Below are 14878 nucleotides of genomic sequence, written 5' to 3'. Positions count from 1 at the left end.
CGGTCATTCCTCAACTTGCCCAATGGATGACCATGCGAGCCAGCGACGCGCAGCAGAAGACAGAGACATTCCACCGACTGCACGAGGGCCCCGCGCCGCTGGTGCTCGTCAACGCCTGGGACGCCGCCAGCGCCCGCATCGTGGAGCGCGCCGGGGCCGGCGCCATCGGCACCACCAGCGCGGGCATGGCCTGGTCGCTGGGCTACGCCGACGGCGAGCGCATGCCGGTGGAAGAACTGCTCGCTGCCAGCGCGCGCATCTGCCGCGTGGCGAGCGTGCCGGTGAACGTGGACATCGAGAGCGGCTTCGGCGACAGCGCGCAGGCGGTGCGCGAAGTCGCAGCAGAACTGATCGGCATGGGCGCGGCCGGCATCAACATCGAGGACGGCACCCTGCCCGGTACGCGCGAGCTGGCGTCGCCCGAGGTGCTGCACGAGCGCATCGCGGCCATCCGCGGGCTGGATGCGCGCTTCTTCATCAACGCGCGTACCGACGTCTACTTCGTGCCATGGGAAGACCCGGCGGCGCGTTTCGAGGAGGCGCTGCGCCGCGCGAAGCTCTATGCGGCGGCGGGCGCGGACGGCATCTTCGTGCCGGGCATGTCCAGCCCTGAGGAGATCGCGCGGCTGTCGGGTGCGCTCGAGCTGCCGCTCAACGTGTACGCGGGCTATGCGGGTGCGCCGTCGGCCGATGCCTTCGCGCGGGCCGGGGCGCGGCGCATCAGCCTGGGCTGCGGGCCGCTGCAGTCCGCGCTGGGGCTGGTGAACCGCATCGCTGCCGAAGCTTTCGACCAGGGCCGCTTCGGCACGATGGGCGAGGGAATGCTGTCGGTCGGCGAGCTCAACGCGCTCTTTCCCGCCACGGCCTGAGCCTCGCGCCGGCCGGACGGCTTCGGGTACAGTGGGCGCCCCTTGCCGCTGCCCAGCCCGTCAGATACCGATTCTTCGCACAGCATCCGCCTCGAAGCGGTGACGCTGGTGCGCGGCAGCCACCGCGTGTTCGAGGGGCTGACGCTCGACCTGCAGGAGATGCGCATCGGCCTCGTCGGCGACAACGGCGCGGGCAAGAGCAGCCTGTTCCGCCTCGTCAGCGGGCTCGACCAGCCCGAGCAGGGGCGCGTGGTGGTGCATGGCTGCGACACGCGGACCGACCGCAGCCAGCTCGCGAAACACGTCGGGCTGATGTTCCAGAACCCCGACGACCAGATCATCTTCCCGACCGTGGCCGAGGAACTGGCCTTCAGCCTCACCGCCCGCGGCGAGACGCGGCAGGCGGCGCGGCAGCAGGCGCGCGAGTTCCTCGCGCGTCGCGGGCTGGAAGCCTGGGCCGGGCGCGCAGTGAGCGAGTTGAGCCAGGGCCAGCGCCAGCAGGTGTGCCTGCTCGCGCTACAGATCAGCGAGCCGGCCACGCTGTTGCTCGACGAGCCCTTCGCCAGCCTCGACCTGCTGAGCCAGGCGCGCCTGGCCGCGCAACTGGAAGAGAGCGACCACCAGATCCTCGTGTCCACGCACCTGCTCGAGCACGTCTACGACTTCGAGCGCGTGCTGTGGCTCGAACAGGGCAGGGTGCGCGCCGACGGACCGGGCCGCGAGATCTGCGAGGCCTATGCCGAGGACGTGCGCGAGCGCGTGGCGGCCGAGCGGGGGCGCCATGCGTAGCCTCTATTCGGAACAGCCGACGTGGCTGCATGCGATCGCGGCATGGATCAAGCTCGCGGTGCTGTCGGTGTGCGGCACGCTGCTGGTGCTGGTCGAGCGGCCCGCTCACCTGGCGGCGGCCTGCGCGGTGGTGCTGCTGGTGTTCGCATCGCTCGGTCGACCGGCGTGGCGGCGCGTGCGCATGCTGCTCGGCGTGGCCGTCGCGGGCGGGCTGATCGTCGGCTTCCACTGGGCGATGGGCACCACGCTGCTCGGCGTGGCCAGCGCGCTGCGCCTGGCCAGTGCCGCCACGCTCGCGCTGATGCTCACGCTGACCACCCGTTTCGAAGACCTGCTGGCGGTGCTCGAGGCCGTGCTGCGTCCGCTGCAGCGCCTTGGCGTGCCGACCGAGCGGATCGCGCTCGGCCTTGGCCTGATGCTGCGCTTCGCCGAAAATTTCTACGTGCAGTGGCAGCGCCTCGACGATGCCTACCGCGCTCGCTCGGGCCACGGCGGCGGCCTGCGGCTGCTGGCGCCGCTGACCATCCGCACGCTGCAGACGGCGGAGCGCGTGGCCGATGCGCTGGCCGCGCGGCTCGGGCGCTGAATCGATCTTCCTGTCTTCTCTTCTTTCTTTTCGAATTGCCATCGCCATGACCACCACTTCAGGCTCCCTCGCTTCCTCCCGCTCGCTGGCGTACATCGCGCTCTTCGCAGCGCTGATGGCGGTGTTCGGCCTGATCCCGAAGATCGACCTGCCGTTCGGCGTGCCGATCACGCTGCAGTCGCTGGGCGTGATGCTCGCGGGCTGCCTGCTGGGACCGCGCCGGGGCTTCCTGGCGATCGCGCTGTTCCTGCTCGCGGTGGCGCTGGGCCTGCCGCTGCTGCCCGGCGGCCGCGGCGGCCTGAGCGTGTTCGTGGCGCCGGCCGGCGGCTTCCTGTTCGGCTGGATGTTCGGCGCCTTCGCCTGCGGCCTGCTGATGCGCCTGGCGGTGCGCCGCATCGGCGGGGCGACGGGCCTTCCGCTGCTGGCGGCGGCCTTCCTCTCGGCGCTGGTCGGCGGGATCGGCGTGGTCTACGGCTTCGGCATCGTCGGGCTCTCGTGGATCGCCCACATGTCGCTGTCGCAGGCCGCGGTGGCCATGCTGGTGTTCATTCCGGGCGACCTCATCAAGTGCGGCATCTGCGCGATGCTCGTGCAGACGGTGGTGCGCGGCATGCCGGCTTGGCGGCTCGACCGCGACTGAATGGCCGCGTTCAGCCCAGGCGGCTGAAGACCGTGTCCGAGAGGTAGTCCTTGCGCGGGCCGTGCACCACGTGGCGGATGCCGAAGGAGCCGTCGGGCAGGAAGCGGTAGCTGCTGTCGTAGGTGTCGGGCGTGCACAGGTGCGTGGCCGAGCTGGCGAGCACGTCGCCGTCGCGCACGATGGCGATGGCGTGGAACAGGCGCGGCGGCGTCTCGGCGAAATGCACCACGAAGCCGCCGGGCGCTCGCTCGAAGAGGTATTCGCGGTGCCCGTCGAACTCCTTGCCGTCGGCCAGGCGGATGCGGCCTTCCTCGCGGTACCTGAGCATTCCCCCGGCCTCCAGCAACGTGAACCTGGCGACGCCGCTCATGGTGGCCTGGCCCTCGATGGTGCGCTGCAGGCGCCATTCGCCCGCCAGCCGGTCGAACACGGTGTCTGGGCTTCCCCAGACAGTCGGATGGGGTGAAAGGGTGGGGGCCGATTGGCTCATGCGGGGACTCTACGACAGGCGGTGATGCGCCTTCTTGGCGGTTGATTGTTTCCAGGGTGTGAACACCGTGGTTCCATTGTCTAAGGGTTTTTACTTAGATAACGGGCGCACAATTCTTCCCATGGACCAGCCCTTCAGCTGATCCAGACCAAGAACCAGAACCCGAATTAATTGAAGGACACATCCAGATGACCGCCTCGAAGCTCCTCTCCGCCGTTTCCCTCGCCCTGCTGGCCGCTGCCGGTGTCGCCCACGCCGAAACCTATGAAGGCGTGCACCCGCTGACCTCGGCCGCCAGCCGCGCCGACGTCGCCAGCCAGGCCGTGGTCGCCGCGCACAGCGCCAACCCCTACGCCACCGGTGCCAACGCCGGCCCGGCCCCGGTGATCGTCTCGACCGCCAGCCGCGCTGCCGTCCGTTCCGAAGCCGTGGCCGCCGCCCACAGCGCCGACCCGTACGCCGAAGGCGCTTCGTCCGGCGTGGCCCCGATCGTGGCCAGCTCGGTGGACCGCGCCGCGGTTCGTGCTGCAGCCCGCGCTGCCGCCCACGGCGACGCACTGCCGCTGTAATCCGCCGCAGAGCTGAAGACTTGAAGGCCGGGCCATGCGCGATGCATGGCCCGGCCTTTTTGCGTCCGCTTGCCGATCAGCGGCCGGGCAGCAGCCTTAGTTGTGCGGTGAGGATGGGCGCGCCGCTGCCGTCCGGGGCCTCGTGCAGTTCGACGGACCACCGCGCCGCATCGAGCCCGGCGTCCGCGCGCAGTTCGCAGGCATAGAGCACCCGGCCGTCGCGTGCCTCCTCGCGCGAGGCGACGGCTTCGCAGCAGCATTCCCCGGCTGCATCGGCGGTGCGGTGCCGCATCAGGCGCATCGAAATGCGTTCCGGCGCCACCGTGCGCTCGCCCTCCTGTGCGGCCGGCACCGCCGCGCGCAGGCGCAGTTCCAGCGGCTCGCCTGCGCGAAAGCCTTCCCCGCGCTCCAGCGACATGTTCTCGAGCGCCACCCGAACCCGGCGGCGTTCGCGCAGCCTCGTGACGACCGCCAGCACCGACAGCACCGAGAAGATGCCGAAGAACGGCAAGCCGACCAGCATCCAGAGCCATTGCCAGCCGCCGGCCAGCGACCAGCGCATCGCCTGCAGGCCGAAGACGGCCATGAAGGCCAGCACCGCGAGCGCGACCAGCCAGGCGATCCGGTCGGCGGCCGTCCTTGGCATGCGCTCCGTGGCCTGCGGCATGGCGGAGGTCCACGAGGTGGGCAGGCGCTCGTCGGCCGATGCGGGGGCGGGGTCTGGAAGGCGGTGTGGCTGCGGCATGGAGAGCCGCCAAGCATAGCCAGCAGCCCCGGCAAACCCGGCCATGTGGAGGAGCCGGCTGCGCCATAAGGCGCATTGCCTTGCCATGTCGCATCCTTCATGATGGTGCGATTCGGAAGGGGTGTCCGCCGGACATCATGCTTTCGCATTAACGCGCCATCGTGGTGCGCCCGGGTGAAAATACCAGCACGCTTCCGCCAGGAAAAAAGAAAGCATGACCCGCTGCCGCCGAGGCGGCAGCCCAACACGCATGGCACTCACACTCGACCCCGAAGACACGCGCGGACGCATCCACGACCTGGTGTGGAGCGGCTTTCATCCCGATGCCGATGTCGAGTGGATGATCACCGACGAGTACCTCGACCCCGACGAGCTCACCTACGAGGACCGCGCCTGGGTCAAGGCCGAGGCCGCCCGTGCATGCGCCGCCAAGCGCGCCGCCGAGGCCGAATGGCCCGAGCAGACCGAATACGACCGGCTCGAGGCCGTGTTCGCCCAGCTGCGCAGCGAGAAGATCATCGCGCTGCACCGCGCCGGCAACACGCTCGCCGACGGCCATGACGACGTGCGCGAGCAATGGCGTGCTGCGGGCCGCATGGAATCGGGCATCCGGGGCTGCTGCTTCTATCACGCACAGGATCTCGACCGGGCGGTGCGCACCGGCCGCCTGCACCTGGCCTTCAGCGGCGGGATGATTCCCGAGATCGAGCAGCGCGAAGCCAACACCGTGGTCGTGGGCCGCCGCATCGTCGAGCTGCTGCGCGCGGCCGGCTTCGGCGTGCAGTGGAGCGGCAACATCGACGAGCGCATCGAGGCCGACCTCGGCCAATGGCGCAAGCGAGGCCCCTCCGCGTGAGGGTGCAGGCCTGGCAGCCGCCGCGCCGCATCGACGCGATCGACTTCTGGCTGCGCTCGCGGCTCCTGGCCACCGCCCACGCGCTGCGCGAGACGCTGCGGCCCTCGGCCCGCCGGTGGACCGAAGGCAGCGGTGCGCTGGCCGACGCGCCGGTGCTCGCCCACTGCCGCACACCCCTGTGGACCGACGGCCGCGCCGACGAATTCCCGCTCGTGGCCGGCAAGGTGCAGAACCTGCGTGTCGCGCGCCGCGCCTTCGATGCCGTCGAGGTGCCGGCCGGCGAGGTCCTGAGCTTCTGGCGCCAGCTGGGCAGGCCCGCCGCATGGCGCGGCTTCGTGCAGGGGCGCGAGCTGCGCGGCGGCTGCGTGGTGCCGACGCTGGCCGGCGGGCTGTGCCAGCTGTCGAACGCGCTCGCCACCGTGGCGTCGCGTGCGGGCTTCGACCTGGTGGAGCGGCACGGGCACACGGCACGCATCGAGCAGGCCGGCGAGCCGGGCCCGGATGCCGTCGACGCGACGGTGTTCTGGAACTACATCGATCTGAAGGTGCGCGCCAGGCAGGCGTGGCGGCTCGAAGTGGAGCTGACCGGCTCGGAGCTGGTGCTGCGCATCCGCGGCCGCGGCGCCTCGACCGTGCCTTTCGTGCCAGTCACTGTGCGCCGCACGAACGATGACTCGAGCGGAGACGCGAACGCCGCGCCGCCGGTGGCGCGCGGCTGCCTCAGCTGCGACCAGACCGCCTGCTTCCGCCATCGCCCGCAGGTCGACGTCGGCCCGCAGGGCCTCACTGTCGCGCTGCTCGACACCTGGACGCCGGAGTTCGCGCGCTACCTGCGCGAAGAGCATCCGCGCGCGCAGCGCATGCAGCCGGTGCCGATGCGGCTCGCCTTCTGGCGCAGGCCCGCGGCGGGCTGGCATCGCGAGCCGGCGGCCTTGGCCCCGCAGGCACCGTGGACCGCGAGCCTGCGCCGCGCCCTGTGGCAGCGGCTGTGGGCCCGGCGGGCGGGGCGGCGGCAGGCCAGCTTGATCGACGGCCAGCGCTGGCTTGCGCAGGCTTTCGCGGCGCGGCTGAGGCCGGAGCACACGCAGCTGGTGGTCGAGCAGTCGCTGCTGCCGCACCTGCAGCGCCTCGGCGCGCTCGATGGCCGCAGCGTGGTGGTGCTGGCCGGCGCGCTGCCGATGGCCGACATCGAGCGGCGGCTCGACGAAGCCTCCCGGCGCTGGCCCGATGACGCCACCCTGCGCGACTTCCGCGCCGATGCGTCGCTGGTGCGTGCGGAGTCGCTGGCATTGGCCCGCGCCTCGGCCATCGTGACGCCGCATGCCGAAGTCGCCCGGCGGCTGGCAGCGCCGGCCCCGCAGGCGCAACTGCGCAGGCTCGAATGGGCGCTGCCTCAGGCAGGAGCCGTCGTTCGCGCGGATGCCGATCTGCCGCTTGTCGTCTTCGCCGCGAGCGCGCTGGCGCGCAAGGGCGCGCGCGAGCTGGCCGTGGCCCTGCAGGGCTGGCCTTGCCGGCTGCGCGTGCTGGGCTCCGCATCCGACGGCGATCGGCTCTGGCAGGGCATCGGCCATGTCGGGCACATGAACTGGCAGGGCGACTGGCTCGCAGGCGCCGCCGTGGTCGTGCTGCCCGCGCACGTCGAGCACGCGCCGCGTGCGCTGCTGCGCGCCGTGGCGGCGGGCGTGCCGGTGGTCGCATCGACGGCCTGCGGCCTGGGCGCGCTGCCCGGCGTGCGCGAGATCGCAGCCGGCGACGTGGCAGCGCTTCGCACCGCGCTGCGTGCGGCCTGCGAGTCCTGAAACCGGAGGAAATCGCGTGGCATCGACAGAACAGGCTCGCGCGGTGCTGGCTCCGCACGGCGCGCTGGCGCCGCAGCTTGCCGCCGAACACTGGCGCGGCGAGATCGCGCTGCCCGAAGCGGTCGCGGCCTTCTACGAGCAGGTCGGCCCGCTGGGCAACTGGATCAACGAGCGCGTGGGCCACGCGGGCCTCACCGTCGCCACGGCCGGCAACCCGTTCAGCATTCCGCCGCTGGCACGGCTGTGGTCGCTGCAGGCCGGGTACCGGTGGCACGGCATCACCGGTGAACGCCTCGACTCATGGCCCGGTCACTGGCTGGTGGTGGCCGACCAGGGCGGCGATCCCTTCGTCTTCGACCTGCGCAGCGGCGCGATACAGTTCGCCCGGCACGGCGCGGGCAGGTGGGAGGACGACGAGCCCCTCTTCGCCGACATCCTGGAGATGGCCGCGTGCCTCGGCACCATCGGCCAGGTCTGGGACGAGGCGGGCGACGACATCTTCATGGACGACTTCTCGGTGAACCCGGTGCATCGCGCGCGCCTCGTCGAGCGGCTCGCGCCGCTGGTGGGTGCCGAGCGGGCCGAGGGAATCGCAGACGCCTTCGATTGGTAGCGGGCCGAGGGGCGCAGCAAAAGAAAAGACGGGAGCAGTTTTCAGACATGACCATCGATCTCCAGACGCTCAAGTGCGGCGAATGCGGCAGCAGCGTGCTCAAGCGCACCGGCCTCAACGAATACACCTGCGAGCACTGCGGCTCCGTCACGCTGGTGGAAGACAACGTCTCCGACCGGCTGGAGCGCGTGCTCAACCAGGTGAAGAACGAAGCCGGCCGGCGGCTTGCGGCCGAGGAGGCGCGCAAGCAGGCGCTCATGCTCCGCAAGCTCGGCATCGCGGTCGGCGTGGCGGTGGCCGCGGTGGTGCTCTTCGGCGTGATCGGCGTGGTCCTCGGCAACAGGAATGCCGACACGCGCGGCGCTTCGCAGCGCGTGGCCGCCGCCATCGACCGCACCATTCCCGTCGAAGGTCTCAAGCTCGACGAGCCGCGCCAGGTGCTCGTGGGCAGCGGCAGCTCGGCCACCCCCAAACTGCTGGTGGTGGCGCGCAACGAGACGGGCAAGCCGCTGTCGCGCGCAGGCATCCGCGCCGTGTACTACGACGGCGAGAACAAGCTCGACGAGCGCAGCGAGACGCTGCCGGTGGCCGTGCTCGAGCCCGGCGAAAGCGCCCCCGTGCTGGTCGACATGCCCAGCGGCAAGAACGTCACGCGGCAGGAGCTGCGCGTGCAGAAGCTGGCCGAGCCCTACAGCGCGGTCAAGGGGCCGCGCATGGCGTTCTCGCGCGTGCGGCTGGTGCAGCAGGGCGACCGGGTGCGGCTGGTGGGCCGCATCGTCAACGACCGCAAGGACGCCACGGTGCTCGGCGGCTTCGAGGTGCTGGCCACGCTGTACGACGACGCGGGGCAGGTGATCGGCTTCGGCCATGGCTACGGGCAGGCCAACGAGATACAGCCCGGCGGGCGGACCTCGGTGGACGTGAGCATCTCGCGCTTCGGCCGCGCGGCGGCCATCGCGGCGTGGGACTATCGCATCGGCTACAGCGTCGTCGAGGCCTCGGGCGGACGCACGCCGGTGCTGAATGCGGAGCGCGTGGTCCGCACCGCAGGCGGAGCGGAGAGCTTCAATCCCGAGCTGCGCCTGGGCACCGACGACCTGCTGGCCGACGACAGCGAGCGCTTCGACGAGAAGCAGCTCGAGCTGCTGCCGCTGGTGGACGGGCGCAACAACATCCAGCAGCGGCTTTTCCTGGGTGAACTGGTCAACCGCAGCACCGACGCCGTCGTGCTCGCGCCGGGCGGCGTGATCTCGCGCTTCAGCGGCAGCAAGGCGCACGGTACGACCACCATCTCGGGGCTGGCCTACCTGTATCCCGGCGAGCGCTTTCCCATCTACCTGGAGCCGCAGGACATGGAGCGCATCACCGACACGCGCATCGAGTGGAAGCCCATGCGCCGCGCCGCCTTGCCCGGCCCGCGCAAGCCGCTGGAGGTGAAGGTGACAGGCACCAAGGCCGAGATCGGCAGCGTGCTGCTCAACTTCAGCCAGCGCTTTTCGTACAAGTACGTGGTGGTCAGCGGCAGCGTGAAGAACCCGGGCACGGGCATCGTCGGCAAGGTGCGGCTGTGGGTGAGCCTGCGCGACCGCAACGGGCAGCTCACGGGCTTCAAGCTGGTGGACAACCTGCCGGCCATCGCGCCGGGCGAGAGCGTGCCCTTCCAGGCGAGCGTGGAGCAGAACGGCCGCGACTTCGCCAGCGTAACCACGCTATACCAAACCGAATAGCCCCTGCGGCGACGGAAATGGGCGCTTGGGGCCATGATCGCGCCCATGATTCCGTTCTCCATCCTCGACCTTTCCCCGATCACCGAGGGCAGCGACGCCGCGCAGTCGTTCCGCAACTCGCTCTCGCTGGCGCAGCATGGCGAGAAGCTGGGCTACACGCGCTACTGGCTGGCCGAGCACCACGGCATGCCGGGCATCGCAAGCGCGGCCACCGCCGTGCTGCTGGCCTACGTGGGGGCGGGCACATCCACCATCCGCATCGGTGCCGGCGGCGTGATGCTGCCGAACCATTCGCCGCTGGTGATCGCCGAGCAGTTCGGCACGCTCGAATCGCTGTACCCGGGGCGCGTCGACCTTGGCCTGGGGCGCGCGCCGGGCTCGGACCAGCGCACCGCACGGGCCCTGCGGCGCAACCTGGAGTCGGACGCCGACCAGTTCCCGCAGGACGTGATCGAGCTGATGGACTTCATGTCGAAGACCCCGCAGCAGCCGGTGCGCGCCGTGCCCGGCGCGGGGCTGGAGGTGCCGGTGTGGATCCTCGGATCGAGCACCTTCGGCGCGCAGCTGGCCGCCCACCTGGGCCTGCCCTACGCCTTCGCCTCGCACTTCGCGCCGCAGCAGATCATGCAGGCCATCCAGATCTACCGCGAGACCTTCAGGCCCTCGGCGCAGCTGCAGAAGCCGTACGTGATGCTGGGCTTCAACGTGTTCGCGGCCGACACCGACGAGGAGGCCGAGTTCCGCGCCACCTCGTGGCAGCAGGCCTTCGTGAACCTGCGCAGCGGCCGCCCGGGCCGCCTGCCGCCGCCGGTGGAGGGCTATCGCCAGAAGATCGGCCCGGCGGAGAACGCGCTGCTCGACTCGGTGCTGTCGTGCTCGGCGGTCGGTTCGGTCGAGACGGTGAAGAAGGGCGTGGAAGCCTTCGTCGCTCGCACCGGCGCGGACGAGCTCATGATCACCTCGCAGGTGTTCGACCACGTGGCGCGGCTGCGCTCCTACGAGCTGCTCGCCGGAGCTTTTCACTAGGCTCGCCCCCGGGCTTCGCGCACTGCGTGCCGCGTGCGCCAACGCCTACCAGGGGCAACACCTGAGGCCCGGCAAAGCCGGTTCCCCGGTGTTCCACGAAAAAGCCGGGTGCCGCTCGGCTGCTATGCCGCCCGCTTGCGGGCTTCCTCGTCGACGAGGTCCTTCTTCGAGAGCTTGCCCACCGGCGTCTTGGGCAGCTCGGCGCGGATCTCGAGCGCGCCGATCATCTCGTGCTTGCCGAGGCGGTTCTTCAGGAAGGCCTTGAGCTCGTCGAGCGTCAGCTCGGGCGTGCCGTCCTTGAGCTTCACGAAGGCCTTGGGCGACTGGCCGCGGTACTCGTCGGGGATGCCGATCACGCAGACTTCGGCCACCGAGGGGTGCTCGTACACCGCCTCCTCCAGCACGCGCGGATAGACGTTGTAGCCGCCGCACAGCAGCATGTCCTTGGTGCGGTCGACGATGTAGAGGTAGCCGTCGGCATCCATCTTCGCGACGTCGCCGCTGCGGAAGTAGCCGTCGGGCGTCATCGAATCGGCCGTGGCCTTGGGGTTGTTCCAGTAGCCCTTCATCACGTTCGGGCCCTTGATGCAGAGCTCGCCCGCCTCGCCGAAGGCGGTGACGTCCTTCGCCGGGTCGTCCAGGCTCACGAGCTTGATGCGAACCTGCGGCAGAGGCATGCCGCACGACCCCGCCTTGCGCAGGCCGCGCGCGGGGGTGAAGGTGCCAACGGGCGAGGTCTCGGTCATGCCCCAGCCTTCGTTCAGATGGCAGCCGGTGAGCTCGAAGAAGCGCTGCTCCACCTCCACCGGCAGCGGCGCGCCGCCCGAGCCGCAGAACTTGAGCGAGCGCAGGTCCATCTCCCTGGCCTTGGGGTGCGAGAGGATCGCGGTGTACATCGTCGGCACGCCGGGGAACACGCTGATGCGGCTGGCGGCGAGTTCGTTCATCACCGCATCGACATCGAAGCGCGTGTGCAGCACCAGCGCCGCGCCCAGGCGCACGCCGAGCAGCATCGCGGCGCTGAGCGCGAAGATGTGGAAGAGCGGCAGCACCACCAGGAAGCGCTCCTTGCCTTCATCCAGGATGGGCGGCTCGCCCCGGGTCGACTCGTAGTACTGCGCCGAGGCGGAAGTGAGGTTGGCGTGCGTGAGCATCGCGCCCTTGGGCAGGCCGGTGGTGCCGCCGGTGTACTGCAGCACCACGATCTCTTCGGCGAGGTCGCCCAGCGGGTAGGTCTTGTGAGTGCCTTCGCTTTTCAGCAGGTCGGTGAAGCGCACGTGCCGGTCGTCCACCGGCACCGGGGCGATCTGGCCGGCGCCCTGCAGCTGGGCCTGCACCTTGTCGCCCATGGCGCCGTAGTCGCCGAGGCTGCCGACCACCAGCGTCTTCAGGCGCGAGCTGTCGAGCAGGCGCGCCATCTGCGGGTAGAGGTTGACGAGGTCGAGGGTGACGAGGATGTCGGTGCGGCTGTCCTCGATCTTGTGGGCCAGCACGCGCTCGGCGTCCAGCGGCGAGTAGTTGACCACCGTGCCGCCGGCCTTCAGCACCGCGAAGAAGGCGATCGGGTAGTGCGGCGTGTTGGGCAGGTAGAGGCCGACGTGCACGCCCGGTTTCACGCCCAGGTCCTGCAGTCCCTTGGCCGCGCGCTCGACGGCAGCTCCGAGTTCGCGGTAGGTGATGGCCTGGCCCATGAACTCGACGGCGGATTGGCCGGGCCAGCGTTCGACGGCCTCGTCGAGCATCTGCTGCACCGGCTTTACCGGCAGTTCGGCGTCCCAGCGCATGCCTTCGGGATAGGTGCGGGTCCAGGGGAGGATGTCGCCGGCGGTGGCGGCGGTCGAAGGTGTAGCCATGCGTCTTGTCTCCGCTTGCGTTTGTCGTCTCGTGAATGGCGTGGCGGGTCTTGCTGCCGCCTTCGTCCGGAATCACTTTAGCGCCGGCCCTCCTGTCGATGGCCGTCGGGCTGACAAACCGGCGACACGGGTTTTCCCGATTTCCCACACGCCGCAGGCCCCTTCCACGGGGCTGGGACAATAGGGGGCTTATGGCAAAGCATCGGATCGTTGTGGGACTCAGCGGCGGAGTGGATTCCGCGGTGACGGCGCACCTGCTCAAGCAGCAGGGGCACGAGGTGGTCGGCATCTTCATGAAGAACTGGGAAGACGACGACGACAGCGAGTACTGCTCGTCGAACATCGACTTCGTGGACGCCGCCAGCGTGGCCGACGTGCTGGGCATCGAGATCGAGCACGTCAACTTCGCGGCCGACTACAAGGACCGCGTGTTCGCCGAGTTCCTGCGCGAGTACAAGGCCGGCCGCACGCCCAACCCCGACGTGCTGTGCAACGCCGAGATCAAGTTCAAGGCCTTCCTCGACCACGCCATGCGCCTGGGTGCCGAGAAGATCGCCACCGGCCACTACGCCCGCGTGCGGCTGAACGAGGCCACCGGCAGGCACGAGCTGCTCAAGGGGCTCGATCCGTCGAAGGACCAGAGCTACTTCCTGCACCGCCTGAACCAGGCGCAGCTGTCGAAGACGATGTTCCCGGTCGGCGAGCTGCACAAGACCGAGGTGCGCCGCATCGCGGAGGAAATCGGCCTGCCCAACGCCAAGAAGAAGGACTCGACCGGCATCTGCTTCATCGGCGAGCGGCCGTTCCGCGAGTTCCTCAACCGCTACATCTCCAAGGAGCCGGGCCCGATCAAGGACGACCGCGGCCGCAAGCTGGGCGAGCATCAGGGGCTGAGCTTCTACACGCTGGGGCAGCGGCAGGGGCTGGGCATCGGCGGCGTGAAGGAAAAGGGCGCGCAGCGCGGCTCGGGCGACCATTCGCCCTGGTTCGTGGCGCGCAAGGACGTCGAGAAGAACACGCTGTGGGTGGTGCAGGGGCACGACCATCCGTGGCTGCTGTCCTCGGAACTGAAGGCGGACGACGCGAGCTGGATTTCCGGCGAGGCGCCGGTGCCGGGCGCCTACGGCTCCAAGGCGCGCTACCGGCAGGCCGATGCGGCCTGCGAGATGGAAACGGTGGCAGGCGGTGCGAACCCCGCCGTCTTCGGCCTGCGGTTCGGCGATCCGCAGTGGGCGGTGACGCCGGGGCAGTCGGCCGTGCTCTACGACGGCGAACGCTGCCTGGGCGGCGGCGTCATCGTCTGACTGACACCGGAGTCCCTCACTCTTCGATTCAGGGCTGCGACCACACCGATTCGTCGACGTGCACCACGTCGAGCGGGTGGCGCTTGCCGGCCAGATGGTCTTCCACGCACCGCAGCAGCAGCGGGCTGCGGTGCCGCTGCACGCTCGCGCGGATCTCGTCGGCCGTCATCCACACGGTGCGCACGATGCCTTCGTCGAGCGCTCGGCCTTCCTCGAAGGCACCCAGGGTGCCCGCGAAGGCGAAGCGCATGTAGGTGGTGTCTTCGCCGCGCTCGGCCAGCGGGCGGGAACGGGCCATGTAGATGCCGATGAGTGCAGTTGGCGTGAAATGATGGGCCGTTTCTTCCAGCGTCTCGCGCGCGCAGCCCTCGGCCGGTGACTCCCCGGGGTCGAGGTGGCCGGCGGGCGTGTTGAGGCGCAGGCCGTCGGGCGTGTTTTCCTCGACGAGAAGAAAGCGCCCCTCGCGCTCGATCACCGCGGCGACCGTGACATTGGGCTTCCAGCGCGAAGTTGCCATCTTTTGCCCCTCTTATTTCAGTACATAGCCACTGAAGCGCCAGATGCGGTCCTGGTCGAGGTGAAAGCTCACGAGTTCGCGCACGGAGCCTTCGGGCTTGTTCGCGAAGCGGGATTCGTACTCGACGCTGACGTACTGGCCGGCCGTGTCGGGATCGGCGTCCGCGACGACCTGGCGATTGACTGCCACCCAGGTGCGCATCTGCGGCGCACCGATGGTCGACCGGCTACGGCTGACCTGGCTGACGAAGTCGGCGCGGGAGACGCGCTTGCGGGCGGCCGGCGTGGCGCCGTCCCACAGTTCGCCGGCGCGGCCCTGGTCGATCATCTGGATGGCCAGCATGCCGCCGCGCACCATGTCGCTGGCTTCGACCTCTTCCCCGGCGGTGGCTGGGCCGAGCCAGCTCCAGAGCAGTGTGATGGCGAGCAGCAGCCGGATCATCGGATTCATTCGTCTCGTTCCTCGGTGCGGCGCACGCCGGGCGCGCCGTTTCAG

At 70.0% G+C, this 14878-nt stretch carries 16 protein-coding genes; 11 read left to right on the top strand and 5 right to left on the bottom strand.

From position 1 onward, the window contains the following. Positions 1-32 precede the first annotated feature (32 nt). Genes ACTJLF_RS15335 through ACTJLF_RS15320 form a run of 4 tightly spaced genes read left to right on the top strand, consistent with a single transcriptional unit; the run spans position 33 to position 2884 of the window. Positions 33-869 carry an isocitrate lyase/PEP mutase family protein gene (locus tag ACTJLF_RS15335; protein WP_440883378.1) on the top strand — a complete coding sequence of 279 codons (837 nt, stop codon included), beginning with the start codon at positions 33-35 and terminating at the stop codon, positions 867-869. A gap of 42 nt (positions 870-911) precedes the next feature. Further along, a complete protein-coding gene (locus ACTJLF_RS15330; RefSeq protein ID WP_440883377.1) occupies positions 912-1658 on the top strand; it encodes an energy-coupling factor ABC transporter ATP-binding protein in 747 nt (248 codons plus the stop codon). After that, positions 1651-2244 carry an energy-coupling factor transporter transmembrane component T family protein gene (locus ACTJLF_RS15325; protein WP_440883376.1) on the top strand — a complete coding sequence of 198 codons (594 nt, stop codon included), beginning with the start codon at positions 1651-1653 and terminating at the stop codon, positions 2242-2244. Before ACTJLF_RS15330 ends, ACTJLF_RS15325 begins: the two co-directional genes overlap by 8 nt. Before the next feature lie 46 nt (positions 2245-2290). Beyond that, positions 2291-2884, top strand: a complete 594-nt coding sequence (locus tag ACTJLF_RS15320; protein WP_026346485.1) for a biotin transporter BioY — start codon at positions 2291-2293, stop codon at positions 2882-2884. Between the two features lie 10 nt (positions 2885-2894). Here the strand turns inward: ACTJLF_RS15320 and ACTJLF_RS15315 are convergent, their stop codons facing one another. Next, positions 2895-3314, bottom strand: coding sequence for a DUF6314 family protein (locus tag ACTJLF_RS15315; RefSeq protein WP_440883375.1), 420 nt, complete (start codon positions 3312-3314; stop codon positions 2895-2897). 248 nt (positions 3315-3562) lie between these two features. Between ACTJLF_RS15315 and ACTJLF_RS15310 the strand changes: the two genes are divergently transcribed. After that, positions 3563-3943: a hypothetical protein gene (locus tag ACTJLF_RS15310; RefSeq protein ID WP_019655549.1), complete on the top strand. Its 381-nt coding sequence runs from the start codon at positions 3563-3565 to the stop codon at positions 3941-3943. Positions 3944-4019: 76 nt separating this feature from the next. Here the strand turns inward: ACTJLF_RS15310 and ACTJLF_RS15305 are convergent, their stop codons facing one another. Further along, the gene (locus ACTJLF_RS15305) at positions 4020-4688 is read right to left on the bottom strand and encodes a hypothetical protein (protein ID WP_440883374.1); all 669 of its coding nucleotides are present in this window, start codon (positions 4686-4688) and stop codon (positions 4020-4022) included. A gap of 250 nt (positions 4689-4938) precedes the next feature. On the opposite strand from ACTJLF_RS15305, the gene ACTJLF_RS15300 reads away from it, so the two are divergent. Genes ACTJLF_RS15300 through ACTJLF_RS15280 form a run of 5 tightly spaced genes read left to right on the top strand, consistent with a single transcriptional unit; the run spans position 4939 to position 10709 of the window. Beyond that, complete coding sequence (locus ACTJLF_RS15300; protein WP_126184027.1) at positions 4939-5544, top strand: DUF6891 domain-containing protein; 606 nt, start codon at positions 4939-4941, stop codon at positions 5542-5544. Further along, positions 5541-7343 carry a VanW family protein gene (locus ACTJLF_RS15295; RefSeq protein ID WP_440883373.1) on the top strand — a complete coding sequence of 601 codons (1803 nt, stop codon included), beginning with the start codon at positions 5541-5543 and terminating at the stop codon, positions 7341-7343. The genes ACTJLF_RS15300 and ACTJLF_RS15295 overlap by 4 nt, the downstream gene beginning before the upstream one ends. Before the next feature lie 16 nt (positions 7344-7359). After that, positions 7360-7956 (top strand): hypothetical protein, encoded by a 597-nt coding sequence (locus ACTJLF_RS15290; RefSeq protein ID WP_440883372.1) that lies wholly within the window; start codon positions 7360-7362, stop codon positions 7954-7956. A gap of 47 nt (positions 7957-8003) precedes the next feature. Then, positions 8004-9683 carry an FxLYD domain-containing protein gene (locus tag ACTJLF_RS15285; protein ID WP_440883371.1) on the top strand — a complete coding sequence of 560 codons (1680 nt, stop codon included), beginning with the start codon at positions 8004-8006 and terminating at the stop codon, positions 9681-9683. 45 nt (positions 9684-9728) lie between these two features. Beyond that, positions 9729-10709: an LLM class flavin-dependent oxidoreductase gene (locus ACTJLF_RS15280; RefSeq protein ID WP_440883370.1), complete on the top strand. Its 981-nt coding sequence runs from the start codon at positions 9729-9731 to the stop codon at positions 10707-10709. Positions 10710-10831: 122 nt separating this feature from the next. Here the strand turns inward: ACTJLF_RS15280 and ACTJLF_RS15275 are convergent, their stop codons facing one another. Then, positions 10832-12562 carry a long-chain-fatty-acid--CoA ligase gene (locus tag ACTJLF_RS15275; protein WP_440883369.1) on the bottom strand — a complete coding sequence of 577 codons (1731 nt, stop codon included), beginning with the start codon at positions 12560-12562 and terminating at the stop codon, positions 10832-10834. Positions 12563-12753: 191 nt separating this feature from the next. Between ACTJLF_RS15275 and mnmA the strand changes: the two genes are divergently transcribed. Then, entirely contained in the window at positions 12754-13866 is a 1113-nt protein-coding gene (gene mnmA, locus ACTJLF_RS15270; RefSeq protein ID WP_145760190.1) for a tRNA 2-thiouridine(34) synthase MnmA, read from the top strand. 28 nt (positions 13867-13894) lie between these two features. Here the strand turns inward: mnmA and ACTJLF_RS15265 are convergent, their stop codons facing one another. After that, on the bottom strand, positions 13895-14383 hold the full coding sequence (locus ACTJLF_RS15265; RefSeq protein ID WP_145760189.1) for an NUDIX hydrolase: 489 nt from the start codon (positions 14381-14383) through the stop codon (positions 13895-13897). 12 nt (positions 14384-14395) lie between these two features. Then, a complete protein-coding gene (locus ACTJLF_RS15260) occupies positions 14396-14833 on the bottom strand; it encodes a DUF4019 domain-containing protein (RefSeq protein ID WP_145760188.1) in 438 nt (145 codons plus the stop codon). Positions 14834-14878 lie beyond the last annotated feature (45 nt).

The sequence above is a fragment of the Variovorax sp. 22077 genome, assembly GCF_052044195.1.
Taxonomy (GTDB): Bacteria; Pseudomonadota; Gammaproteobacteria; order Burkholderiales; family Burkholderiaceae_C; genus Variovorax; species Variovorax atrisoli.
This window is presented reverse-complemented; position numbering and strand designations above follow the sequence as displayed.